Annotated in this window: 15 protein-coding genes; 12 read left to right on the forward strand and 3 right to left on the reverse strand. The window is 63.3% G+C overall.

What is annotated here, in order from left to right:
* The first annotated feature begins 40 nt into the window (after positions 1–40).
* The 8 genes from hutI (at position 41) to IQ26_RS21185 (ending at position 17,758) form a co-directional block, all read left to right on the forward strand.
* Entirely contained in the window at positions 41–1,291 is a 1,251-nt protein-coding gene (gene hutI, locus IQ26_RS21150; RefSeq protein ID WP_145720288.1) for an imidazolonepropionase, read from the forward strand.
* Positions 1,288–2,829: a histidine ammonia-lyase gene (hutH, locus tag IQ26_RS21155; RefSeq protein WP_145720289.1), complete on the forward strand. Its 1,542-nt coding sequence runs from the start codon at positions 1,288–1,290 to the stop codon at positions 2,827–2,829. Before hutI ends, hutH begins: the two co-directional genes overlap by 4 nt.
* A complete protein-coding gene (gene hutG, locus IQ26_RS21160; protein WP_407660230.1) occupies positions 2,829–3,647 on the forward strand; it encodes an N-formylglutamate deformylase in 819 nt (272 codons plus the stop codon). The genes hutH and hutG overlap by 1 nt, the downstream gene beginning before the upstream one ends.
* Before the next feature lie 40 nt (positions 3,648–3,687).
* Positions 3,688–5,358 (forward strand): urocanate hydratase, encoded by a 1,671-nt coding sequence (hutU, locus tag IQ26_RS21165; RefSeq protein WP_145720291.1) that lies wholly within the window; start codon positions 3,688–3,690, stop codon positions 5,356–5,358.
* A gap of 8 nt (positions 5,359–5,366) precedes the next feature.
* Entirely contained in the window at positions 5,367–5,954 is a 588-nt protein-coding gene (locus tag IQ26_RS21170; protein WP_145720292.1) for a HutD/Ves family protein, read from the forward strand.
* A 245-nt stretch (positions 5,955–6,199) separates the two neighbouring features.
* Positions 6,200–14,761: a glycoside hydrolase family 94 protein gene (locus tag IQ26_RS21175; protein WP_145720293.1), complete on the forward strand. Its 8,562-nt coding sequence runs from the start codon at positions 6,200–6,202 to the stop codon at positions 14,759–14,761.
* Between the two features lie 360 nt (positions 14,762–15,121).
* A complete protein-coding gene (locus IQ26_RS21180) occupies positions 15,122–16,894 on the forward strand; it encodes a glucan ABC transporter ATP-binding protein/ permease (RefSeq protein WP_145720294.1) in 1,773 nt (590 codons plus the stop codon).
* 99 nt (positions 16,895–16,993) lie between these two features.
* Positions 16,994–17,758, forward strand: a complete 765-nt coding sequence (locus IQ26_RS21185; protein ID WP_145720295.1) for a heme ABC transporter permease — start codon at positions 16,994–16,996, stop codon at positions 17,756–17,758.
* A 38-nt stretch (positions 17,759–17,796) separates the two neighbouring features.
* Here the strand turns inward: IQ26_RS21185 and IQ26_RS21190 are convergent, their stop codons facing one another.
* Positions 17,797–18,855 carry a D-TA family PLP-dependent enzyme gene (locus IQ26_RS21190; RefSeq protein WP_145720296.1) on the reverse strand — a complete coding sequence of 353 codons (1,059 nt, stop codon included), beginning with the start codon at positions 18,853–18,855 and terminating at the stop codon, positions 17,797–17,799.
* 144 nt (positions 18,856–18,999) lie between these two features.
* Between IQ26_RS21190 and IQ26_RS21195 the strand changes: the two genes are divergently transcribed.
* Positions 19,000–19,686, forward strand: a complete 687-nt coding sequence (locus IQ26_RS21195) for a D-lyxose/D-mannose family sugar isomerase (RefSeq protein WP_145720297.1) — start codon at positions 19,000–19,002, stop codon at positions 19,684–19,686.
* 49 nt (positions 19,687–19,735) lie between these two features.
* On the opposite strand, the gene IQ26_RS21200 is transcribed toward IQ26_RS21195, so the two are convergent.
* On the reverse strand, positions 19,736–20,050 hold the full coding sequence (locus IQ26_RS21200; RefSeq protein WP_240547188.1) for a hypothetical protein: 315 nt from the start codon (positions 20,048–20,050) through the stop codon (positions 19,736–19,738).
* A 50-nt stretch (positions 20,051–20,100) separates the two neighbouring features.
* Here IQ26_RS21200 and metH point away from each other — a divergent pair, with 50 nt between their 5' ends.
* Positions 20,101–23,910, forward strand: coding sequence for a methionine synthase (gene metH, locus IQ26_RS21205; RefSeq protein WP_145720298.1), 3,810 nt, complete (start codon positions 20,101–20,103; stop codon positions 23,908–23,910).
* Positions 23,911–24,062: 152 nt separating this feature from the next.
* Here the strand turns inward: metH and IQ26_RS21210 are convergent, their stop codons facing one another.
* Positions 24,063–24,377, reverse strand: a complete 315-nt coding sequence (locus tag IQ26_RS21210) for a GYD domain-containing protein (RefSeq protein WP_145720299.1) — start codon at positions 24,375–24,377, stop codon at positions 24,063–24,065.
* A gap of 300 nt (positions 24,378–24,677) precedes the next feature.
* Between IQ26_RS21210 and IQ26_RS21215 the strand changes: the two genes are divergently transcribed.
* Both IQ26_RS21215 and IQ26_RS21220 read left to right on the forward strand, forming a co-directional pair.
* Positions 24,678–25,763 carry a phage major capsid protein gene (locus IQ26_RS21215; protein ID WP_145720300.1) on the forward strand — a complete coding sequence of 362 codons (1,086 nt, stop codon included), beginning with the start codon at positions 24,678–24,680 and terminating at the stop codon, positions 25,761–25,763.
* Positions 25,764–25,985: 222 nt separating this feature from the next.
* Positions 25,986–26,570, forward strand: a complete 585-nt coding sequence (locus tag IQ26_RS21220; protein WP_145720301.1) for a hypothetical protein — start codon at positions 25,986–25,988, stop codon at positions 26,568–26,570.
* Positions 26,571–26,850 lie beyond the last annotated feature (280 nt).

Genomic DNA, 26,850 nt, shown 5'->3' on the forward strand with positions numbered 1-26,850 from the left:
TGTATATACATAATCGCCACCGATTGAAACGGAAAAGATGATGGCTGGAGAGAGCAAAGATCGGGCAGGGAAGATTCGCATCTGGCGCAACGCACGCCTGGCGACCATGGCCGAAAGCGCCGCTGGACTTGGCATCGTCGAACACGGCGCGATTGCCGCGCGCGATGGCCTGATCGTTTATGCCGGCCCAGAAGCCGACATGCTGGCGGCATTTGGCCCCACAGTATTCGGCAAAGCGGGCGAGATTGTCGATTGCGAAGGCCGCTGGATCACGCCAGGCCTGATCGACTGCCATACCCATCTGGTCCATGCCGGCGACCGCGCCAACGAATTCGAGATGCGGCTTGCCGGCGCCACCTATGAAGAGGTCACCAAGGCCGGCGGCGGCATCGTTTCCTCGGTCAAGGCGCTGCGCGCTGCCGGCGAGCACGAACTGGTTGCGCAGTCGCTGCCGCGCCTCGATGCGCTGATCGCCGAAGGCCTCACCACCATCGAGATCAAATCGGGCTACGGGCTCGACATCGAAAACGAGAAGAAATCGCTGCGCGCCGCGCGGCTCCTGGGCGAACACCGTCCGGTAACAGTAAGGACGAGCTTCCTCGGCGCTCATGCCCTGCCGCCCGAAGCGAAAGGCGACAAGGACGCTTTTAGCGATCTGGTCGCAAAGGAGATTTTGCCGGCCGTCGCTGCCGAGGGCTTGGCCGATGCCGTCGACGGCTTTTGCGAGGGCATCGCCTTTTCGCCGGAGCAGATTTCTCGGGTGTTCGACGCGGCGAAGGCAGCGGGCCTGCCGGTAAAGCTCCATGCCGACCAGCTGTCCAATCTGCATGGCGCCGAACTCGCGGCGCGCTATGGCGCGCTGTCGGCAGACCATCTCGAATACACCGACGAGGCGGGTGCTGCGGCGATGGCCACGGCCGGAACCGTGGCGACGATCCTGCCAGGCGCCTATTATTTCATCCGCGAGACCAAGAAGCCGCCGATCGGACTGTTTCGTCAGCACGGCGTCAGGATGGCGGTCGCCACCGACTGCAATCCCGGCACTTCGCCGCTGACCTCACTGCTGCTGACCATGAACATGGCAGCGACCTTGTTTGGCCTGACCGTGGAGGAATGCCTCGCCGGTGTCACCCGCGAGGCTGCCCGCGCGCTGGGGCTGTTCGGAAAGACCGGTACGCTGGAGGCCGGAAAATCGGCAGACCTGGCGATCTGGAACATCGAGCGCCCGGCCGAGCTCGTCTACCGCATGGGCTTCAACCCGCTGCATGCCCGCATCTGGAGAGGACGATGAGCGAACTTAAACTCAAGCCGGGCAACGCAGCGCTGGCCGACTGGCGCGAAGTCTATCGTGGTGCCGTGCCGAAGCTGGACGCTGCCTGCCGGCCGAAGATCAAGGCCAGCGCCGAGGCGGTTGCGCGGATCGTTGCCAAGGGCGAGCCGGTCTATGGCATCAACACCGGTTTCGGCAAGCTGGCCAGCGTCCGCATTCCCGCCGCCGACCTCGAGACGCTTCAACGCAACATCGTGCTGTCGCATGCCGCCGGCGTCGGCGAACCGATGCCGGTTGCTGTTTGCCGGCTGATGATGGCGCTGAAGCTGGCCAGCCTGGCGCAGGGCGCTTCCGGCGTGCGGCCACAGACCATCGAGTTGCTGGAAGCGATGCTGGCCAACGACGTCATCCCGGTGGTGCCGGCGCAAGGCTCCGTCGGCGCATCCGGCGATCTCGCGCCGCTGTCGCACATGACGGCGGTGATGATCGGCGTCGGCGAGTGCTTTACCCCGCATGGCCGCGTTCCGGCCAAGGTCGCTTTTGTTTCGCACGGGCTGGAGCCGGTCATCCTTGGCGCCAAGGAAGGATTGGCGCTGCTCAACGGCACACAGTTTTCGACCGCCTATGCGCTGGCCGCCCTGTTCGACGCCGAAGTGCTTTATCAGTCGGCGCTTGTCGCCGGCGCGCTTTCGACCGACGCCGCCAAGGGCTCCGACGCCCCATTCGATCCGCGCATCCATCTGCTCAGGAAGCATCCTGGCCAGATCGAGACGGCTGAGGCGCTGCGCAACCTGATGGCCGGCAGCGCCATCCGTGAATCGCACCGGCTCGGCGACGAGCGCGTGCAGGACCCGTACTGCTTGCGCTGCCAGCCGCAGGTGATGGGCGCCGCACTCAGCGTGCTGCGCCAGGCCGCCGACACGCTGGGCACCGAGGCCAACGGCGTCACCGACAATCCGCTGATCTTCGCCGAGGACGACACAGCGCTTTCCGGCGGCAATTTCCACGCTGAGCCGGTGGCCTTCGCCGCCGACATGATCGCGCTCGCCGTCTGCGAGATCGGCTCGCTGTCGGAACGGCGCATCGCCATGCTGGTCGATCCGGCGCTGTCGGGCATGCCGGCCTTCCTGACGCCGAAGCCCGGCTTGAACTCCGGCTTCATGATTCCGCAGGTGACGGCGGCGGCCCTCGTTTCGGAAAACAAGCAGAAGGCCTATCCGGCCAGCGTCGATTCGATCCCGACCTCGGCCAACCAGGAGGACCACGTCTCGATGGCAGCGCACGGCGCGCGCCGGCTGATCGGCATGGTCGAGAATGCGACGGCCGTCATCGGCATCGAATTGCTGGCCGCCGCGCAAGGCTGCGATTTCCATGCGCCGCTGACGTCGAGTGCCGCACTTGAGGCTGTGCGCAGGCTGGTCAGAGCGGAAGTGCCGCATCTCGACAATGACCGGCATTTCCACCCCGACATGGAAAAGGCCATCGCCATGGTGCGCAGCGGCGCGGCGATCAAGGCGGCAGGCGCGGTGGCGCTGCCGGCAATTTCTGGAGCGGCATGATGAACGAACGCGACTGGCTTACCGTCCACGAGGGAACCAAGCCGCTGCTTGTCAGCTTGCCGCATACCGGCACCGATTTGGCTGGTTTGGAAGATCGGTTCGTTTCGCCGTGGCTCGCACGTCGCGACACGGACTGGTGGATCGAACAACTCTATGACTTTGCGGCTGATCTTGGCGCCAGCGTTATTCGGACGTCGATCTCGCGCAGCGTCATCGACGTCAATCGCGATCCGTCTGGTGTTTCTCTGTATCCCGGCCAAACCACTACCGGTCTTTGCCCAACCGAGACGTTTGACGGCGATCCGCTCTATCGCCCCGGCTTGGAACCAGACGCTGAAGAGATAGAACATCGGAGCCGTCGCTTTTTTTTCCCGTATCACAGCGAAATTGCAGGAGAAGTTGCGCGGATAAAGGGTGCTCATGGCAGGGCCGTCGTCTATGACTGCCACTCGATCCGCTCGGTATTGCCGCGCCTGTTCGAGGGCACGTTGCCGGTGTTCAATTTGGGCACCAATGACGGCAAGAGCGCCGATCCGGCCCTGCAGGCAACGGTCGGCCAGATTCTCGCCGAAACCGGCGAGACATACGTTGTGAATGGCCGCTTCAAGGGTGGCTGGATTACGCGCAATTTCGGCCAGCCGCAAAACAACGTCCATACGCTGCAGATGGAACTCTCCAACCGCGGCTATATGCGCGAGCCCGAGGGCAAGGGGACGCCCGACAATTGGCCGGTGCCTTACGACCCCGCATTCGCCGCGCCGATCCGCGCCACGCTGCAGCGGATTCTGGAAAGCGCGATTGCCTGGGCCGGGCGCTGACGCTCCTCCGCACAGCTCATTCGAAAGGGACAGTGACACCATGACCGATCCTCGTCATAACATCCGCGAAGTCCGCAGTCCGCGCGGCAGCGAGCTCAACGCCCGCACATGGCTGACGGAAGCGCCGTTGCGCATGCTGATGAACAATCTCGATCCCGACGTCGCCGAAAACCCCAACGAACTGGTCGTCTATGGCGGCATCGGCCGGGCGGCGCGCACCTGGAACGATTTCGACCGTATCGTCGCCTCTCTGAAGACGCTTGGAGATGACGAGACGCTCCTGGTGCAGTCTGGCAAGCCGGTCGGCGTGTTTCGGACGCACACCGATGCGCCGCGCGTGCTGATCGCGAATTCCAACCTGGTGCCGCACTGGGCGACATGGGAGAAATTCAACGAGCTCGATAAGAAGGGTCTGATGATGTACGGCCAGATGACGGCCGGCTCGTGGATCTACATCGGCACGCAAGGCATCGTGCAGGGCACCTACGAGACCTTCGTCGAGGCCGGCCGCCAGCATTATGGCGGCAATCTCAGGGGCAAATGGATCCTGACCGGCGGCCTGGGCGGCATGGGCGGCGCCCAGCCGCTGGCCGCGGTCATGGCAGGCGCCTGCTGCCTGGCGATCGAATGCGATCCCGACCGCATCGATTTCAGGCTGCGCACCCGCTATGTCGACGAACGCGCCGACACGCTCGACGAGGCGCTGGAAAAGATCGAGCGCTGGACAAGGGCCGGCGAGGCGAAATCGGTCGGCCTGGTCGGCAACACCGCCGACATCGTGCCGGAACTGGTGCGGCGCGGCGTGCGCCCCGACATGGTCACCGACCAGACGTCGGCGCATGATCCGCTCAACGGCTATCTGCCCAAGGGCTGGTCGCTCGCCGAATGGCGAGAGAAGCGCACCAGCGACCCGAAGGCGGTCGAAAAGGCGGCGCGCGCGTCGATGCGCGAACATGTCGAGGCTATGGTGGCGTTCTGGAACGCCGGCGTGCCGACGCTCGACTATGGCAACAACATCCGCCAGGTGGCGAAGGAGGAAGGATTCGAGAACGCCTTTGCCTTCCCGGGTTTCGTGCCGGCTTACATCCGCCCGCTGTTTTGCCGCGGCATCGGCCCGTTCCGCTGGGCAGCCCTTTCAGGCGACCCGGAGGACATCTACAAGACCGACACCAAGGTGCGCGAACTGACGCCCGGAAACACCCATCTGCACAACTGGCTCGACATGGCGCGCGAGCGCATCGCCTTCCAGGGTCTGCCGGCGCGCATCTGCTGGGTCGGTCTCGGCGACCGCCACCGGCTTGGCCTCGCCTTCAACGAAATGGTGGCGAAGGGCGAGCTCAAGGCGCCGGTGGTCATCGGCCGCGATCATCTCGATTCCGGCTCGGTCGCCTCGCCGAACCGAGAGACGGAAGCGATGAAGGATGGCTCGGACGCCGTGTCCGACTGGCCGTTGCTCAACGCGCTGCTCAACACCGCCTCCGGCGCAACCTGGGTGTCGCTGCATCATGGCGGCGGCGTCGGCATGGGCTTTTCGCAGCATGCCGGCATGGTCATTGTCGCCGACGGCACACGTGAAGCGGCCAAACGCCTGGAGCGGGTGCTGTGGAACGACCCCGCGACCGGCGTCATGCGCCACGCCGATGCCGGCTATGACATCGCCATCGACTGCGCCAGGGAGCACCAGCTCAACCTGCCCGGCATCCTCGGCTGAGCCGCGCCTTGCGCATCCTCCGGGCAGCCGAATACCGGTCCATGCCGTGGAAGAACGGCGGCGGGGTGACGACGGAAATCGCCGTCTCGCCGGCAGGTGCCGGGCTCGACGATTTCGACTGGCGCGTCTCGATGGCGCGCGTCGACAGCGGCGGGCCTTTCTCGGGTTTTACCGGAGTGGACCGAACCTTGGCCGTGCTGGGAGGCGAGGGGGTTATTCTTGATATCGCCGGCCGCCCGGCGGCTACGGTGACCAAGGCTTCCGCCCCGCTTTCCTTTCCTGCCGATGTGCCGACGCAGGCGGCGCTGGTCGCCGGTCCGATCACCGATCTCAACGTCATGACGCGGCGCGGACGGATGACCCACACTGTCGAGCGCGTGGTGATTTCGGCTCAGACGGACATCCAGTCGGCGGCCGATGCGACCCTCGTCCTGTGTCTTGACGGGGAGATCACGGTGGCCGGCGCGGCGCCTGTCCGCATCGGACCGCGCGACACGCTGTGGCTCGGGCCGGACGCCAAGAAACGGCGCCTGGAGCCTGCCCGAACGGCGACGCTGTTCGTCATCCGCATCGATCGCGTAGCCGCAAACGATTAACGCCTGTTTCGAAACATGATCGCGACACCGGCGGAATATGCCGTAAGCTGAAGTCCACATCACGAAAAAGCCTGAATCCTTCCGTCGATCACGTCCTGACGGAAGCGAGGGGGCGATCGTCTGGCGTTGTGGTGCGAAAACAGACTTTCGGCCCATGTTTCGATGCAACCAATTGCATTTGAATCGGTTTTAGGGACATTGCCGTGGCGGTGACGCCGCTATGCGTCCCCCATACGGAATTTTCAATGAATATCCAGACAAACCCCACCCAAATGGAAAAAACGAGCGCGGGCTTCCCGGCCATCACCGAAGAGCCGATACGCTCCAATTTTCTGCCGGAAGAGCGCCTGCGCACGCTGGGTACAAGCCTCGCTCAGGGCGACGTCAGGGATCTGTTCGGGCTGGAGCCGTTCGATTTCCAGCCACGCATACGCGACAGCGCCAGGAAGATCCTCGAAGTCTACCGCTCGACCAACGCCGCGCAGGCGAGAGGCGAGACGATCACCCCGGCGGCGCAATGGCTGCTCGACAACAACTATCTGGTCGAGGAAACCATCTTTCAAGTCAAACGCGACCTGCCGCGCCGTTTCTATCGACAGTTGCCGACCCTGAAACTGTCCGACGGCGCCAGCGTGCCGCGCGCGCTTGCGCTGGCCTGGACCTATGTCGCGCATTCGGACAGTTCCGTCTCGGCGACCATGTTCAAGGCGATCGTCGAAGGCTTTCAGTCCATCGAGCCGCTGAAGATCGGCGAGCTCTGGGCGCTGCCGTCGCTGCTGCGCTTCGTTCTGATCGAAAATCTTCGCCGGATCGCGGTCCGGGTCAATCGCACCCGGCAGATGCGCCAGATTGCCAACGAGGTTGCCGATCGCGTGCTGGCGATCGACGACAGCGCCGACCGTCAGGCAATCCTGTCGAGCTACGTCCCCCATGCCCAGGACACCACCTTTGCCACCCAATTGCTCTACCGGCTGCGCGACGGGTCGCAAAATGCCGGCAGGGCGTTGGAATGGCTGGAGAACGAGCTTGAAAAGTCCGGCTCGGATGCCGAGGAAATCATCATCAGCGAGCATCGCACGCTGTCCGGCGGCAATGTGACCACTGGTAACATCATCCGCGGCCTCAGACTCATCAACGATATCGACTGGACGGTTTGGTTCGAAGGTGTCAGCCGCATCGACACCTTGCTGCGCGAGCGCACCGACTTCGCCACGCTCGATTTCTTCTCGCGCGACCAATATCGGACCGCGATCGAGGAATTGGCGCGCCGTTCCGACCGTTCCGAATTCCGCGTCGCCGAAAAGGCCATCGAACTCGCCGGCCACGCCGCTGTCAACGATGCCACCGGCACCGGTCCGACCGCTCACACCGATGTCGGGTTCTTCCTGGTCGGCCCGCGCCGGCTGGAGCTGGAAAAGGCGATCGGCTATCGGCCGACCGTCAGCGTCACGATCAAACGGGCGTTCCGCAAGACCGGATGGCTGGGCATTGTCGTGCCGGTGTTCGCGCTGACGGTCCTGCTTCTGATCCTCTCCGGCAACGCCCTTGCCACTCTCGGCCTGTCCGTGCCGTCGATCGTCTTGATGCTGGCGCTGTTTGCCGTGCCGGCCAGCGAAGGCGCGCTTGCGTTCTTCAACACTGTCGTCTCATTGTTCCTGAAGCCGACGCGCCTCGTCGGCTACGACTACAGACGCGGCATGCCGCCCGAGGCGCGCACCCTGGTGGTGGTGCCGTCGCTGATCGGCTCGCGCGATGACGTCGAGGAGAACATCCGCAACATCGAAGTGCATCACCTGGCCAACACGGCGGACGAAATCCATTTCGCGCTGCTTTCGGACTGGCCGGACAGCAAAACCGAAATCGATGCGGCGGATATTGAGATCCTCCAATATGCCCGCGACGAGATCGCGCGGCTGAACGCCCGCTATCCCAGCGAAGGCGCGCCGCGTTTCTACGTCCTGCACCGCCGGCGGCTCTACAATGAATCCCAAGGCGCCTGGATGGGCTGGGAACGCAAGCGCGGCAAGCTGCACGAACTGAATCTTCTGCTGCGCGGCGACAGCGACACCACCTTCCTGCCGTTGGATGTGCCGTTGCCGGAAAACGTCGTCCATGTGATGACGCTGGACGCCGACACGCGCACCACCCGCGATGCCGTCGCCGCGTTGGTCGGCAAACTTTGCCATCCGCTCAACCGCCCGCATTTCGATGCGGCAAAGCGCCTTGTCACCGCTGGCTACACCATCCTGCAGCCGCGCATCACCGCCTCGCTGACCAGCGGCGACGACGCATCCTTCTTCCAGCGGGTCTTTTCCGCCAATCGCGGCCTCGATCCTTACGTCTTTGCCGTCTCGGATATCTATCAGGACGTCTTCGGCGACGGCTCCTTCACCGGCAAGGGCCTCTATCATGTCGACGCCTTCGAAGCGGCGCTGAAGGGCCGCATCGAGGAAAACACCATCCTCAGCCACGATCTGCTCGAAGGCGCTCTGGCGCGCGCGGCGCTGGTCACGGACGTCGAACTGGTCGAGGATTATCCGACCCGCTATTCGGTCGACGCATCGCGCCACCATCGCTGGGCGCGCGGCGACTGGCAGCTTCTGGGCTTCCTTCTCGATCCACGCTCCGGCGTGCCGGCGTTGTCGCGCTGGAAGATGGTCGACAATCTGCGCCGCTCGCTGACGCCGATCTTCTGGGTGATGGCGGCGATCGCAGGCTGGACGCTGCTGCCCTTCACGCAGGCCGCGCAGTGGCAGGCGCTGCTGATCCTCACGCTCTTCATGGCGCCGACGTTCGACATCGTCCACGCCATCCTGCCGAAAAGCGGCGACCAGACGCCGCGCGGTCATTTCTCGGCATTGGCTCGCGACGTTGTCTTCGGCACCGCCCTGGTGGCCCTGAAGATCGTGCTGATGGCGCATCTGGCCTGGATGATGGGTGATGCCATCATCCGTACGCTCTACCGCCTGTTCGTCAGTCGGCAGAACCTGCTGGAATGGCGCACTGCCTCACAGGCGCACAAGAACGGCGACAACGATCTCGGCTCCTATTACGGCATGATGTATGGCGCGGTGATTGTCGGCGTCGTCGGCCTCGCCATTCCGGTTCTGGCCGATTCCACCGGCGCTTTCGTGGCCTTCTTCTTCGCGCTGTTCTGGATCGGCTCGCCGGCCTTCGCCTTCTGGATCAGCCGCTCGGCCGAAACCGAGGATCGCTTGCGCATATCGGCGGCCGACATCCATGCGCTGCGCACGGTCGCGCGGCGTACATGGCATTATTTCGAGACCTTCGTGACGGCCGAGCACCACAATCTGCCGCCCGATAATTTCCAAGAAAGTCCGGCGCCTGTCGTGGCGCCCCGCACCTCGCCGACCAATATCGGCGTCTATCTCCTGTCCGTGATTTCGGCGCGCGATTTCGGCTGGATCAGCCTGTCCGATGCCACCTCGCGCATCGACGCCACGATGTCGACCATCGAGAGCATGCCGCGTGAGCGCGGCCATCTCTTCAACTGGTATGACACGACGACGCTGAAGCCGCTCTATCCGCTCTATATTTCCGCCGTCGACAGCGGCAATCTCGCCGGCCATCTGGTGGCGGTGGCGGCTGCCTGCGCCGAATGGGCGGAAGCGCCTGCAGTCCACCTGCAGGGCGACTTCGAGGGCATCCTCGATACGGTGACGATCCTCGACGAAAGCCTGGCGGCGTTGCCTGACGACCGCCGCCAGTTGCGGCCGTTGCGCCAACGGCTCGCCGATCGCCTCGACGGCATGCGGCGGGCGGTCGAATCGATCAAGGCCCAACCCGAGATGGCGTCGATCCGCACCATCAACCTCGCCGTTCTGGCCGGCGAGATCCGCAAGCTCGCCATCGCCATCCATACCGAGGCCGCATCGACACAGAGCGACATCATCGCCGACTGGGCGGCGAGATTGGAAGCCACCTGCGAGGCGCATGTCCATGACGCGCATAGCGACGACAATGCCGTCGAAGCCTTGCGGGCCAAGCTTCTGTCGTTGCGCGAGCGCACGCGCCGCTTCGCCTTCGAGATGGATTTCTCCTTCCTTATGCGGAAGGAACGCAAGCTCCTGTCGATCGGCTACCGGGTCGAGGAGCATCAGCTCGACGAAAGCTGCTACGACCTCCTGGCTTCAGAGGCGCGGCTGACCAGCCTGTTCGCCATCGCCAAGGGCGATCTGCCGACGGAGCACTGGTTCCACCTCGGCCGCCCGATCGTCGAGATCGGGTTCCAGGGCGCGCTGATGTCCTGGTCCGGCTCGATGTTCGAGTATCTGATGCCCCCGCTGGTGATGAAGGAGCCGCAGGGCAGCATCCTCAACCAGACCAGCAAGCTCATCATCAAGCGCCAGATCCAGTACGGCCGCTCGAAGAACGTGCCCTGGGGAATCTCGGAAGCCGCCTACAACGCCCGCGACCGCGAACTGACCTACCAGTACACCAATTTCGGCGTGCCCGGGTTGGGCCTGAAGCGAGGTCTTGGTCAGAACACGGTGATTGCGCCTTACGCGACCGTGCTGGCGGCCCAGTTCACCCCGCGTGAATCGGTGCAGAACCTGGCCAGGCTGAGGCAGATCGGCGCCCTTGGCCGGCACGGCTTTTACGATGCGGTCGATTTCACGCCGCAGCGCGTGCCGGACGGCACCGACCATGCCGTCGTGCTGAACTACATGGCCCACCATTCCGGCATGTCGATCGCCGCCGTTGCCGACGCCATCTTCGAAGGACGCCTGCGCGACCGCTTCCACAGCGATCCGGTGATCGAGTCGGCCGAGTTGCTGCTGCAGGAAAGAGCGCCGCGCGACATCCCCACCGCCACCGTCAGGACCGAGGCCGACGAACGGTCGAAGGACGAAACGGAAGTCGAGAGCCCTGATACGCGCATCGTGCTCGACCCGCTCAGGGCGCTGCGTTCGACCAGCGTCATGTCCAATGGCCGCTACTCGGTCATGGTCACCGCGACCGGCTCCGGCTATAGCCGCTGGGGCGAGCTTGCCGTCACGCGCTGGCAGCCAGATCCGACCGAGGATCGCCTTGGCTCCTACATTTTCCTGCGCGATGCCGGCACCGGCGACTGGTGGTCGGCCACCGCCGAGCCGAAGCGTGCCACCAACGAAGAGGTGCAGACGCTGTTCTCCGACGACAAGGCGAGCTTCGTCAAATCGGTGGGATCGTTGCGTTCCGAGGTCGAATGCATCGTCATCTCGGAGGGAAACGGCGAAGGCCGGCGGGTGACGCTCTACAATGACGGCGCGGTCGACCGGCATATCGAAGTGACCTCCTTTGCCGAACTGGTGCTGGGCTCCGACGTATCCGACAACGCGCATCCGGCCTTCTCGAAAATGTTCGTGGAAACCGAAATCGCTGCGAACAACGCAGCGATCTTCGCCACAAGGCGCAAGCGGGAAACGAACGAGCCTGACGTCACTATGGTGCATTTCGTCACCGACCCGTCTGGGTCGGCGCGCGACGCCGGGGCCGAGACCGACCGGCGGGCCTTTATCGGCCGCGGCCGCACCATTGCCGAGGCAGCCGCCTTCGATCCCGGCGCCAAGCTTGGCGGCCATTCCGGCTTCACGTTGGATCCGGTTGCAGCACTTCGCCGGCAGGTGCGCGTGCCAGCGAACAAGAAGATCTCGCTGACCTTCTGGACTGCCGTCGGCGCCAACCGTGCCGAGCTCGAAGAAGCCATTGCGCGGCTCGATCATCCGGAAGCCTTCGCCCGCCAGGCGATGCTCGCCTGGACCCGCTCGCAGGTGCAGACCCGTCATCTCGGCCTCAGCCTGGCCGATGCCGCCAATGTGCAGAAGCTGGCGCGCTATTTGATCTATCCCGATCCGTTCCTGCGCCTTCCGGCCGAATCGATCGCCTCCGGACTCGGTAAGCAGTCCGGCCTGTGGCCGACCAGCATATCCGGCGACTTTCCGATTTTCCTGGTCAGGATCGGCGATGTCGCCGACCTCGAAATCGTCGCCCAGGCGCTCCGCTTTCAGGAATATATGCGCGCCCGCGGCATGATGATCGACTTTGTCGTCGTCAACGAGCAGGCTTCATCCTACGTGCAGGATCTGCAACGGGCGGTCGAGACGCTGTGCGAAAACAGTCGCCTGCGTGGCAAGGAACTCGGACCCCGCCAGCACATCTTCGCAGTGCGCCGCGACCTGATGGACGAGACGACCTACAAGACGCTGCTCGCCGTCGCCCGCGTCGTCCTGCACACGCGCAACGGTACCATCTTCGATCAGATCGAGCGCGCCGAGGCCGCTGCGCTGCAAGCGCGAGACGCCCTGCAGCCGGCGGGTGCCGCAGGGCTTCGCGAACCGTCTTCACCACCACCACAGACATGGGCTACCCAGGCCTCGCTCGAAGGCAGTGCCGACGGCAGCGGGCTCAACCAGTGGAACGGTTTTGGCGGCTTCGAGGGCGACGGACGCCACTATGTCGTGCGCCTTGCTGGCCGGCGCACGACGCCGCAGCCCTGGATCAACGTCGTCTCCAACGCCTCGTTCGGTTTCCATGTTTCGGCTGAAGGCGCTGCCTTCACCTGGAGCCGAAACAGCCGCGACTATCAACTGACGCCGTGGGCGAACGATCCGGTCACCAACCGGCCCGGCGAGGGCATCTATATTTACGATCATGCCAGTGGCCGGGCGTTCTCGCCGATGGCGGCCGTGGTGCGCGATCCCGCCATGACCTACGAAACATGGCACGGGCAGGGTTTTTCGACTTTCCGTTCGAAGCGCGGGCCGCTGTCGATGGACCTTACCCATGTGGTGGATCCGGTCGATCCGGTGAAAATCTCCCGATTGCGAATCCAGAATTCGGGTTCGGTGCCGGCGCGCCTGCGCGTCTATGCCTATGCGGAATGGGTTCTTGGCAGCCATCGTTCGCGCACGGCGGCGACGATCGTTCCATCCAGGGATGCCGCGACGGGCGCGTTGCTGGCGCAACATCCCTACGGGCTCGACTTCAGCGAGCGGATCGCCTTCCTGGCCGCCGACAGCGCGGCACAGTCGGTCACGGCCGACCGCGGCGAGTTCATCGGTCGGCACGGCACCAGCGACCTTCCGCAGGCCGTGCTCAGCGGCGCCAGCCTGTCGGGCCGCGTCGAGGCCGGCGACGATCCTTGTGCTGCAATTGCACGGGACATCGACATCCCTGCCGGCGGCGACGTGACGTTGCTGTGGCTGCTCGGCGATGCAGCCTCTGCCGAGGAAGCCAGCGCCCTGGTGCAGCATCATAGCGGCAAGGATTTCGATCAGCGGCTGGCTGACAACGAGCGCACGTGGCGAGGGTTCCTCGACACCATCCAGGTCGAGACCCCGGACAAGGCGCTCGACGCCATGGTCAACCACTGGCTGCCCTATCAGAGCCTTGCCTGCCGCATCCGCGCCCGCTCCGCTTTTTACCAGGCGAGCGGTGCCTTCGGCTTCCGCGATCAGTTGCAGGACACGCTGGCCTTGCTTGCCCATGATCCGAAACTGGCGCGCGACCAGATCCTCAACGCGGCGCGGCGGCAATTCCCCGAAGGCGACGTGCAGCATTGGTGGCTGCCGCGCAGCGAGGCAGGCGTCCGCACCATGATTTCCGACGATGTGGTCTGGCTCGCCCATGCCACGGCCCACTACTTGCTGGTGACCGGCGACACCGAGATCCTCAGGGAACAACTGCCCTTCATCGAAGGGCAGGCGCTGGAAGAAGGCGAGCATGACGCCTTCTTCACCCCCGAGGTCTCGAAGAAGACCGCTTCGCTCTATGATCATTGCGCGCGCGCGCTCGACCTTGCCGTCAAGCGCAGCAGTCCCGCCGGGCTGCCGCTGATCCTCGGTGGCGACTGGAACGATGGCATGAACCGTGTCGGCGAGCACGGCAAGGGTGAGAGCGTCTGGCTGGGCTGGTTCCTGCTGAAGACGTTGGGCGACTTTGCGGCTGTCGCCAAGGCGGAAGGCGACACCAAGCACGTGCAAGCCTGGACAAAACACGCCGACCTGCTGAAGCGGGCGCTGGAAAGCACGGCCTGGGATGGTGAATGGTATCGTCGCGGCAGCTTCGATGACGGCACGCCGCTGGGGTCGCGCGGTTCGAAGGAGTGCAAGATCGACTCGATTGCCCAATCGTGGAGCGTTCTGTCGGGCGAGGGCGATCCGGCGCGGTCGACCACGGCGATGCAGCAGGCGATGAAAATGCTCGTCGACGACGAGCTCAAGATCGTCAAGCTTTTCACCCCACCCTTCTCCAAGACGGAACAGAACCCGGGCTACATCAAGAGCTACCCGCCGGGTGTCCGTGAAAACGGTGGCCAGTACACCCATGCGGCGACATGGTTCGTCATCGCACTCGCCGAAATGGGACGCACCGACGACGCCTACCGCTGTTTCTCGATGCTCAATCCGGTCAACCACGCGCTCGACGAGGCCGCTGCCCAGACCTACCGCGTCGAGCCTTATGTCGTCGCGGCCGACGTCTACGCCGGCCAAGGCAAGGGCGGCCGCGGCGGCTGGACCTGGTATACCGGCTCGGCCGGTTGGCTTTATCGCGCGGCGGTCGAAGGCATCCTCGGCATTGAACGCAGGGGAGAGCGCATTCAGTTCAGGCCGAAACTCCCCAGCCATTGGAACGGTTATGCGGCAACGCTCAAGGTGCTGGGGGCCGAGCTCAGGGTTCGCGTTATCCGCGACACCAAGGCCAAAGCCATCTCGCTTGAGGTAAATGGTAAAAGGACGAAGGCTCCGTCTTTCGAACCGAAAGCCGGCGAAAAGTCTGAAGTGGTCGTCAGGATACCGGCGTAGTTTCAAGGATTTGGAGCGTCTTTGCACGTCTTGAGGACGCGCGTTGTTTAAGGATGCTCTACCAATTCTATTGCGCATGAGCTTTCCGAAAAGCCGGTACAGGCTTTCGGGATACGTACATAACCACTTGCTGATTAAAATTGCGGCAGTGCTTCCCGCCTGCCACGATTTTGCCGCAAGGCTGACATTTTACCTTTTTTCTCAAACCGTTAGGTGATCACGGCAGATTTCGGAACGTCGCTATCTTTTGTTCGCGAAATGGGAACTGAAGAGGTACACGGGCATTGTTTCGCGACACGTCAACAGGTACGAGTCAGAAAATGATGCGGTGCACAATAACAATTTGCCGGAGTAGCTGAAGTGTCCCTTCTGCAAATCTACTGGAGAGCGCTCGGTTATCTCGCTGCCGACAGAAAACGCGTGGCGTTTATCTGCGGGGCGAATGTCGCGCTTGCCATCATCGCCATCCTTGAGCCGATCATGTTCGGACGGGTGATCGATGCTATTTCGGACGGCGGCTCGGTCTTCTCGACGCTCGGGCTGTGGGCTGGTATCGGCGCCTTCAACATCGTCGCCTTCGTTCTGGTGGCGCGCGGTGCGGACCGCTTTGCCCATGCGCGGCGCAGCGATGTCCTTTGCGAGTCGTTCGAACGCGTGATCACCATGCCGCTTGCGTGGCATCATCAGCGCGGCACCTCCAATTCTCTGCATACGCTTCTGCGCGCGGTCGAGACCTTGTTCAGCCTCTGGCTCGAGTTCATGAGGCAGCATCTGTCCACCGCCGTCGCGCTGGTTCTGCTGGTGCCGACGGCGCTCAGCATGGATGTTCGCATGTCGATGGTCCTGCTGGCGCTGGGCGCGCTCTACGTCGGAATCGGGCGGCTGGTGATGCGCCGTACCAAGGAAGGCCAGGCCTCCGTGGAGCGGCACTTCCACAAGGTGTTCGCGCATGTGAGTGACTCGGTCAGCAACGTCGCCGTGCTGCAGAGCTACAATCGCATCGGCCACGAGACCGACGCCTTGAAGCGCTATGTCAAGAATCTGCTCGATGCCCAGTATCCGGTGCTCGACTGGTGGGCATTGGCCAACGCTCTGCACCGCCTGTCGTCGACCATTTCGATGATGGTCGTGCTGTTGATCGGCTCCTATCTGGTCATGCATGGCCAATTGCGTATCGGTGACGTCATCGCCTTTACGGGCTTTGCCACGCTGCTGATTGCCAGGCTCGACCAGATGTCGGCCTTCGCCAACCAGATTTCGGAAGCTAGGGCCAAGCTCGAGGAATTTTATCGCCTTGAGGACTCTGCGGCCGACGCCGCCGAACCGGATGGGTTGCGCGACCTCGTCAACGTCACTGGTCATGTGCGCTTTGAAGACGTCAGCTTCGAATTCGCCAATTCGGGGCAGGGCGTGCACGACGTGTCATTCGAGGTCCACGCTGGCCAGACCGTGGCCATCGTCGGTCCGACGGGCGCAGGCAAGACGACGCTCATCAATCTTTTGCAGCGCGTCTTTGCGCCGTCCAGCGGCCGTATCCTGATCGATGGCATCGATACCCGCTCGGTGACCCGTAAGTCGCTGCGCCACTCGATCGCCACCGTGTTCCAGGATGCGGGCCTGCTCAACCGCTCGATCGAGGACAATATCCGCGTCGGACGCGCCGAGGCGACCTATGATGAGGTCCACGCCGCCGCCAATGCCGCCGCCGCGCAGGATTTCATCCTGTCGAAGAGCAACGGCTACGACACGGTCGTCGGCGAACGCGGCGGACAGCTTTCAGGCGGCGAGCGCCAGCGTATCGCGATCGCGCGCGCCGTGCTGAAGGATTCGCCCATCCTGGTGCTCGACGAAGCGACCAGCGCGCTCGATGTCGAGACGGAAGACCGCGTCAAGGAAGCGATCGATGAGTTGCGGCGCGGCCGCACCACCTTCATCATCGCCCACCGCCTGACCACTGTTCGCGATGCCGATCTGGTCGTGTTCATGGACAAGGGCAAGGTGGTCGAAATGGGTGGCTTCGCCGAATTGTCGATGCGCAATGGCCGCTTTGCCAGCCTGCTGCGCGCCGGCGGCCTGCTCAACGACGAGGAAGTCCGTCGCCTAAGCCGCACCATCACGGACGAGGCCGCCTGAACTCTTTCCCTTCTTCCCCCGGGGGAGAAGGGAAAGCCCCGCCTACGACACACGGCGCTGTAGTTGCCCCAAACGCATCGCCGGTTTATGTAAAGCCGCATGAGTGATATGACTTCACGCCTCAGCGGCTGGATGGATTTCGCCAACCCGACACGGTTTGTCGGGTTGGCCGACAAGGTGGTGCCGTGGCTGGCGACCAGCGCCACACTCATCCTGGCCGCCGGGCTCTATATGGGCTTCACGGCGCCGGAGGATTTCCAGCAAGGCATCACCGTGCGCATCATGTATATCCATGTGCCCTTCGCCTGGCTGGCCATGATGTGTTTCACGCTGATGGCGATTTCCGCGTTGGGCACGCTGGTATGGCGCCATCCGCTGGCCGATGTCGCGCTGAAATCGGCGGCGCCCATCGGCGCCGTCTTTACAGCGCTCGCGCTGATCACCGGTTCGATCTGGGGCAAGCCGATGTGGGGCACCTGGTGGGTATGGGACGCGCGGCTGACCTCGGTCTTCGTACTGTTTTTGATGTATCTCGGCGTCATCGCGCTGACGCGGGCACTCGACGACGCGGCACGTGCCGCCTGGGCCGCCGCAATCATCACCCTGGTCGGCTTCATCAACATCCCGATCATCAAATTCTCGGTCGACTGGTGGAACACGCTGCATCAGCCAGCTTCGGTGTTCCGGCTCGGCGGACCGACCATCGATCCCAGCCTGTTGCGGCCGTTGCTGGTTATGGCTCTGGGCTTTACCGTGCTGTTCTTCGCGCTGCATCTGATGGCGATGCGCACCGAAATCCGGCGGCGCCGTGTCATTTCCATGCGCCGCATCGCGGCGAGGCAGGCCGAACGGCCACCAGCCTGATATCGACCTTTCCGAGGGAGGACGCTTAGGTGACGGGCTCAGCCCATGCGGCCGCGCGCCGCCACCGGCAACGTCTCCAGCACCCGTTCTCCGGCGATCAGGTGGACCTCGTCGAACAGATTGGTGACGACGCAGCAATGGTCGGGCACGATGCGCACGCGCTCGCCGATACGCAGCCTGGGGCCGCCGGAAAGCGTGATGTTGCCGTGCTCCTCGCTGAGGCCCGTGACGGTGGCGCCCGGAACGCCCAGCAATTCGCCGAAATCGGGCAACCCCAGCGTGTCGCTGGACAAGGCCTTGCTGCCGGCATCGAGGATGGCCCGCGTCGGCGTCGGATGGCTGACCACCGTCGACAGCACCGTCAGCGCACAATCGTCGAGACTTCCGACGCCTTTGGCGACCTGATAGCGGTCGAGATAGATATACGTGCCGGGCCGGTATTCGGTGACGACGCTGTCCTCGCCCGAGCGCCACATATCTGGCGTGCCGCCGCTGGAGATGCGTTCGCAGGCAAGACCGGATGCGGCGAGCGCCTGGCGCGCATCGGCGAGCCACGTCTCGGCCTCGGCGGCGCGGCCGGCCGCCGGATAGGTCATCAGCCCGCCGAAGGCCAGCCCCTTGGCCCTGTCGATCTCTCTGGCCAGTGCGACCGCCTCGCTGGCCGACTGGACGCCGCAGCGGCCCATGCCGGTGTCGCATTCAACCAGCACCGGCAGCCGGTGGTCGGGATCGGTGAAGGTGGCGGCGAGACCGCCAAGCGTTTCCATGCTGTCAGCCGTCACCGACAGCGTCACACGGCCGTGCAGCGCCTTGAGGCGCTCCAACTTGGCCCTGCCCAGAATGTTGTAAGGGAGAAAAATGTCGGTGAGGCCGGCATCGGCCATCACTTCGGCTTCACCGATCTTCTGGCAGGTGATACCTACTGCGCCCGCCGCGATCTGCTTCTTTGCCCAGTAAGGCAGCTTGTGGGTCTTGATGTGCGGCCTGAGCTTCAGCCCGTGGCGGTCGGCATGGGCTTGCGCCCGCGCGATGTTGGCGTCGGCGCGCCCGACATCGATCAGGATTGCCGGCGTATCGAGGTCATCTATGCTGCGCATGGGGTTGTCACCGTCAGGAATTCGTTCGAACTTATGGCCCTGATCGGACCGGATGTCATGAGGCCAGCTCACGCAGTTTACGTCGACACCGGACCGGCGTTCGGCTATTCGCAGTAGTCGCCGCCTGAAGAAGGGATCACGACCATGAAACGTTCCACCGTCAACGACATCATCCGCGATGCCGACGCCTTCATTCGCTCGTTCGGCTACATCATGCCGCCCTTCGCCTATTGGAGCCCGGAAGAGATGAAGGCGCGCCGGCAGGATTCGTCGGCCATCTTCTCCTCCCGGCTTGGCTGGGACATCACCGACTACGGGCAGGGTAAGTTTAGCGAACTCGGCCTCTTCCTGTTCACCGTTCGCAACGGTCGCTACGAGGACATGAAGAAGGGCATGGGCATGCTCTATGCCGAGAAGATCATGATCTCGCGCAAGGACCAGCTGTCGCCGATGCACCGCCACAACATCAAGGCCGAAGACATCATCAACCGTGGTGGTGGCAAGCTGGTGCTGGAACTGTTCATGCACGATCGCGATGGCGGCATCGATCCGAAGGCCGAGGTATCGGTGCCTGTCGACGGAACCATCCACCGGCTGCCGGCGGGCGGGCTCCTGAAGCTCGACCCAGGCCAGAGCGTCACGCTTCTGCCGGGCGTCTGGCATGCCTTCTGGGCCGAGGGCAAGGACGTGCTGATCGGCGAGGTGTCGACCGTCAACGACGATCTCACCGACAATGTCTTCCGCGAACCGATCGGCCGCTTCGCCGACATCGACGAGGATGTTTCGCCGTTGCACCTGCTCGTGTCCGACTACGAGAAGTGGGTGGGGTAGACCATCAGCATAGTTGGACGCGGTTTGGGCTACGGTCCCGCAGTCCCGCCTACCACATCATGAAGGAAGCGACATCCGCGTCGGAAACCTTGCCCGCCGTCGCGTCGGCGATCGCCTGGTCGACGATGGCCGCGCCCTCGGCGACCTCGTCCTCGGTCAGTGTCAGCGGCGGCATGAATTCGAGCACATTGGCCTTCAGCCCGACATAGGTGAAGGCCGCGCCCAGTTCGTAGCCGCGATAGATGATCTTGGCTGTCGTTGTCGCCGCGACCGGCTCGCGTGTCTTGCGGTCAACACTGGAAGACGGGGGGCCACTAAACCTGAAGCGATTTGCCCTGGGCGTGGCAATAGCGTATATTGACATAAATATGTCTTTATGTGATCTAAGCGCGACTGTCGCCTTAAGGATGAAAAATGTCGCAAAACCCTTCATCGCTGGACGACCTGTTCGGCCCCGTCGCGGCCAAGCCCGACGGGTCGGAAGTGCTTGCGGCGCTGACGGCGGCGGCGCGCGAACGCATCCTCATCCTCGACGGCGCCATGGGCACGCAGATCCAGGGTCTGGGTTTTGACGAGAACCACTTCCGTGGCGACAAATTCGCCGATTGCGCCTGCCATCAGCAAGGCAATAACGACCTGCTGATCCTGACGCAGCCCAAGGCGATCGAGGAGATCCACTATCGCTACGCCATCGCCGGGGCGGATATCCTCGAGTCCAACACCTTCTCCTCGACCGCGATCGCCCAGGCGGATTACGGCATGGAGGATGCGGTCTACGCGCTGAACCGCGACGGTGCGCGGCTGGTGCGCCGGGCAGCGCTGAGGGCCGAGCAGGAGGACGGTAAGCGCCGCTTCGTCGCCGGCGCGCTGGGGCCGACCAACCGCACCGCCTCGATGTCGCCGGACGTCAACAATCCCGGCTATCGCGCCGTGACCTTCGACGAATTGCGCCTTGCCTATGGCGAGCAGCTGCGCGGTCTCATCGACGGCGGCGCCGACATCATTCTGATCGAGACCATTTTTGATACGCTGAACGCCAAGGCGGCAATCTTCGCAGCAGAAGAGGTATTCATCGAGAAGAACGTGCATCTGCCGGTGATGATCTCCGGCACGATCACCGACCTGTCTGGCCGCACGCTGTCCGGCCAGACGCCGACGGCTTTCTGGCATTCGGTCCGTCACGCCAACCCGTTCACGGTAGGACTCAATTGTGCGCTGGGCGCCAAGGCCATGCGCGCGCATCTGGACGAAATATCAGGCGTCGCCGACACTTTTACCTGCGCCTATCCGAATGCCGGCCTGCCCAATGAATTCGGCCGCTATGACGAGAGCCCGGAGTTCATGGCCGCGCAGATCGAGGAGTTCGCGCGCGACGGCCTGGTCAATGTCGTCGGCGGCTGCTGCGGCTCGACGCCCGACCACATCCGCGCCATCGCGGCGGCGGTGAAGAAATATCCGCCGCGCGCGGTTCCTCACATCGAACCGAAGATGCGCCTGTCCGGCCTCGAGCCGTTCACGCTGACCGACGAGATTCCGTTCGTCAATGTCGGCGAGCGCACCAACGTCACCGGCTCGGCAAAATTCAGGAAGCTGATCACCGCGGGCGACTATGTCGCAGCGCTCGAAGTCGCCCGCGACCAGGTCGCCAATGGCGCGCAGATCATCGACATCAACATGGACGAGGGCCTGATCGATTCGAAGAAGGCGATGGTGGAATACCTCAACCTGATCGCAGCCGAGCCTGATATCGCCCGCGTTCCCGTGATGATCGACAGTTCCAAATGGGAGATCATCGAGGCCGGCTTGAAATGCGTGCAGGGCAAGCCGCTGGTCAACTCCATTTCCATGAAGGAAGGCGAAGCAGCCTTTCTGCACCATGCGAAGCTCGTCCGCGCGTATGGCGCGGCGGTGGTCGTCATGGCCTTCGACGAGGACGGTCAGGCCGACACGCAGGCGCGCAAGGTCGAGATCTGCACCCGCGCCTACAAGCTCTTGACCGAGCAGGCCGGATTCCCGCCAGAGGATATCGTTTTCGATCCGAACGTCTTTGCCATCGCCACCGGCATCGACGAGCACAACAATTACGGCGTCGACTTCATCGAGGCCGCCAGGCAGATCACCGCGACGCTGCCGCATGTCCACATATCGGGCGGCGTGTCGAACCTGTCCTTCTCGTTCCGCGGCAACGAGCCGGTGCGCGAGGCCATGCACGCCGTGTTCCTCTATCACGCCATCCAGGCGGGCATGGACATGGGCATCGTCAATGCCGGGCAGCTTGCCGTCTACGACACCATCGATCCGGAACTGCGCGAAGCCTGCGAGGATGTCGTCAACAACCGTCAGCCGAAGGGCGGCGGCACGGCGACCGAGCGCCTGCTGGAACTCGCCGAACGCTTCAAGGGCACGGCCGGCAAGGAGGCGCAGGAACGCGATCTCGCCTGGCGCGACTGGCCGGTCGAGCAGCGCATATCGCATGCGCTAGTCAACGGCATCACCGAATTCATCGACGCGGACACGGACGAAGCGCGACTTGCCGCCGAGCGGCCGCTGCATGTCATCGAAGGTCCCTTGATGGCAGGAATGAATGTCGTCGGCGATCTGTTCGGCGCGGGAAAAATGTTCCTGCCGCAAGTGGTGAAGTCCGCCCGCGTCATGAAACAGGCGGTTGCCGGCCTGCTGCCGCACATGGAGGCGGAGAAGCTGGCGAACGCCGCCAATGGCATCGACACTGGCGAGCGCCAGACCGCCGGAAAAATCCTGATGGCGACGGTGAAGGGCGATGTCCACGACATCGGCAAGAACATCGTCGGCGTGGTTCTGGCCTGCAACAATTACGAGATCATCGACCTCGGCGTCATGGTGCCGGCGGCGAAGATCCTGCAGACGGCGCGCGAGCAGCAGGTCGACATCATCGGCCTGTCCGGCCTGATCACGCCCTCGCTCGACGAGATGGCGCACATGGCCGCCGAGATGGAGCGCGAAGGTTTCGACATTCCGCTTCTGATCGGCGGCGCGACGACCAGCCGCGTGCACACGGCGGTAAAAATCCATCCGCGCTATGCCAAGGGCCAGACGGTCTATGTCGCCGATGCCAGCCGCGCGGTCGGCGTGGTCTCGGCGCTGCTGTCGAACGAGGCCAAGGCCGGCTATGTCGACAACGTTCGCGCCGAATACAAGAAGGTTGCCGATGCGCATGCGCGCGGCGAAGCCGACAAGCTGCGCCTGCCGCTAGCCAAGGCGCGGGCCAACGCCCACAGGATCGACTGGTCGGCCTACGAGCCGCCAAAACCGTCCTTCCTCGGCCACAAAGTCTTCGAAGGCTGGGATCTGGCCGAGCTCGCGCGCTATATCGACTGGACGCCGTTCTTCCAGACCTGGGAGCTGAAGGGGCGCTACCCCAAGATCCTCGAAGACGAGGCCCAAGGGCCGGCGGCACGCCAGCTGTTCGAGGATGCGAAGGCGATGCTGGCGAAGATCATTGCGGAAAAATGGTTCGCGCCGAAGGGCGTGATCGGCTTCTGGCCGGCCAACGCCGTCGGCGACGACATCAGGCTGTTCGCGGACGACAAGCGCTCGCGGGAGCTGGCGACTTTCTTCACGCTGCGCCAGCAACTGACCAAGCGCGACGGCAAGGCGAACGTCGCGCTGTCGGATTTCGTCGCGCCTGCCGACAGCGGCAAGGCCGACTATCTCGGCGGCTTCATCGTCACCGCCGGCATCGAGGAAGCGGCGATCGCCGAACGCTTCGAGCGGGCGAACGACGATTACTCGTCGATCATGGTCAAGGCGCTGGCCGACCGTTTCGCCGAAGCCTTCGCCGAGCGCATGCATGAACGCGTGCGCAAGGAGTTCTGGGCCTACGCACCCGATGAGGACTTGGCGCCGGACGCGCTGATCGGCGAACCCTATCGCGGCATCCGCCCGGCGCCCGGCTATCCCGCGCAGCCCGATCACACCGAGAAGGCGACGCTGTTCCGCCTGCTCGACGGCGAGCACAATGCGGGCGTGAGCCTGACCGAAAGCTTTGCGATGTGGCCGGGCTCCTCCGTCTCCGGCATCTACCTGTCGCATCCCGAAAGCTATTATTTCGGCGTCGCCAAGGTCGAACGCGACCAGGTCGAGGACTATGCGCGGCGCAAAGGTATGCCGCTCGCCGAAGTCGAGCGCTGGCTCGGGCCTATACTCAACTATGTGCCGGGGCAGGGGTTGGATGCGGCCGCGTAGGGCCGCGGGTCATGCAGCCGTTTCCGGAAGAGCTGATGACCCATGTGGAAGATCGGTCGCGATGTCGGCAATCGGGAAACATAGGGGGTCCCCGGAAGGCAGCACGGCGTATCAAATGAAACCGTGCTGCCCATGTGTTCAGTGATTCCAAATCACCCGGCGGGCCTATAAGCGCCGGCAGCCTTGTTGGCAGCCGCGAGCACGGCTTTCATATCAAGTTCCTCAAGAACGACGAGATCGGTCACCGAGCCGCTTGCTCGCACCGCTAGCGTTAGGCCCATCCCAGCAGATTGGTCCGGAACCTCACCGTTGATGACAATGTCATAGATGCCGCGAGTAAACATCATGCTGGCCACTTTGCCGCCGACGCTTTCAAAAAGCGCCTTGATGGCAGCTTCCCGGTCTGAGCCCTGCATCAATCCTTTAGCAGCATGGGGTGCGTAGTTTGCCAATACAGTCACTTTCATCGGGCATTCCTCCAAATTTTATTGTTTCGTGAGGCGCAAAATATTTGAACAACACGAGAATTATTTCTCTTTTCATTAATTACAGGGGCACGTGGAGGCCCGCTGCATCGTCAATATGCGCCTAGACTAATATAATGACAATCCCAATCGGGCAGATCTATACGCCCGACACCGGGCCGAATGCATACGGCAAGGCCAAGGGCGGTCGCATCCCGAAAGCTGTTATTTCGGCGTGGCCAAGGTCGAACGCGACCAGGAGCTCGGATTCGTGGCGCAGCATGAGCCGCGTTCCAATGGCGGATGCCAATCGTCAGCCGACGCACGGCCGAAGAAACCCTCCGGCGCCTGGGCGGCACCGATCAAGACATTTCCGGACTCAAGGGCCAGCTCGCCGAAATCCGTCAGCAACTTGCGCGGGGAAGCGGCTGGGAGCCTGCCAAGCCGGAGACATGGGGCGAGCAGTTCACGCAGCACAAAGGGCTGGAAGCCTTCCGCGACGAACACAGCCGGCCGGGCCGCTTTCGCGTCGACATGAAAACGACGCTGACCAACGATCCTGCCTCCGGCGGCAGCCTTGGTGTTCCGACGCGCGATGCCCCGGCCATGATGCCGCGCCGCCGCATGGCTGTCCGCGATCTCCTTCCGGTCGTTTCTGTCTCGTCCAATGCCGTCGAGTATCCGGCGCAGACCGGCCGGACTAACAACGCCGCGACCGTAGCCGAGGGCGCGGCGAAGCCTGAATCGGCGCTGGCCTTCGTTCTGCGCACCTTGCCGACGCAAGTCATCGCTCACTGGATTCCGGCGAGTCGGCAAGTGATCGACGATGTGCCTCAGCTCCGCGATATCATCGACGGCGAACTACGCTATGGGCTGGCGCTCGCCGAGGAAGCGCAGTTGCTCAACGGCGACGGCACCGGCAGCAACCTCAACGGCCTTGTCACGAACGCCACGGCCTTCGCGGCGCCGTTCGTCATCACCACCCCGACCATGCTCGACACGATCGGCCTGGCTATCCTGCAAAACGCGCTGGCTGACTTTCCGGCGGACGGCATCGTCATGCATCCGTCGGACTGGATGCGCATGCGCCTTCTGAAAGACGCCGATGGTCGCTATATCCTTGGCGATCCACAAGCGGTGATCACGCCGGCATTGTTCGGCCTGCCTGTCGTGGCAACGCAAGCGATGGCCGTCGATAAGTTCCTTGTCGGCAGCTACCAGCAAGCCGGCACCTTGTACGATCGCTGGGCCGCGCGCGTCGAGGTCAGCACCGAGCATGCCGATTTCTTCGTTAGAAACTTGGTGGCGATCCTCGCCGAGGAGCGGATCGGCCTTGCCGTCAAGCAGGCGACGGCACTGACCTATGGCGACTTCGGCAACGTGGCCTGATATCGGCGAGCACCCATGACAATGAGGCTCGCCGAGCGGCGGCTGGTGTGAGGCGATCGCACCGGCCGCTATCGCACGAGGCGGAATACGGGTTCCGACCCTTCTCGGACTATCAATGCTCTTGGACTTCGGGAGCTTGCGACCGTAAACTACCTTTCGCAGTCCACGAATTATTACAATACTGCCCTCTTGAATCAGCTTGGCGATCAGGATCGGAACTGAATGACTAAAGTTAAGGTGCGGCTGCAAGCGCGTCGCCACATCTACATCCACAACGACCTTGCGAACGCGGCCTACTACTTCAAAGCGCGGATTGAGCAGCGGATCGCAAATGACGACCGTGAGGGCGTCGGCCTTGAGATAATGGCCGGTCTTACGATGCTGGCATTCGCCATCGAGGCCAAGTTGAACTTTTTGGGGGACCGCCTAGTCAAAGGCTGGAGGGAGCGAGCGCCCGCGCTGGTGAAAGTCGAAACCATCTGCGCCCACGTTGGAATAACGCCGGACTTCACGACGAGGCCGTACCTTAGCGTCAAGGAACTCAAGGAATTCCGGGACACGCTGGCCCACGGCAAGCCCCTCGATCTTTACTTTGACGAGGAGGTTGTCGCCACGCCCGACGAACTGGACCAGCGCGGGTTGATGCATCCCGACTGGGAGACATTCGTCAACAAGGATTTTCTCGCCCGTGCCTACGACGACGTGAACGACATCTGGGAAGACCTGTTGGCCCGATCGAAACTGGAGGTCTTCGAAACGTTGACGCGCGGAGACAGAAGCATGCAATTCATCGATCACGTGGAGTAGAGATAGCAATCTAGAGCATTTGGCGGGCCCTTGGCCTTGAAGTTTCCCCAAGGGGGGGCGGCAAATAAGTTGCCAAGGCCGCCGCCCGGCGGGCCGGCGCGCAGCCCATTCGCGGAATTTTTTCTCCGCTGGAAAAATCGAGCCTCGGAGTTTTTAGAAGCTGTGGATGCAAATCGAGTTTTTTAGTCTGTGGATGCAAAATCGGAGTTTTTTACCTCTGTGGAGGCAAAATCTGCTGGATGGCCAAAAGCAAGTGAGTTCGGCCCCGGATGTCAGCTAT

The organism is Mesorhizobium tianshanense (genome assembly GCF_007830515.1).
Lineage (GTDB): Bacteria > Pseudomonadota > Alphaproteobacteria > Rhizobiales > Rhizobiaceae > Mesorhizobium > Mesorhizobium tianshanense.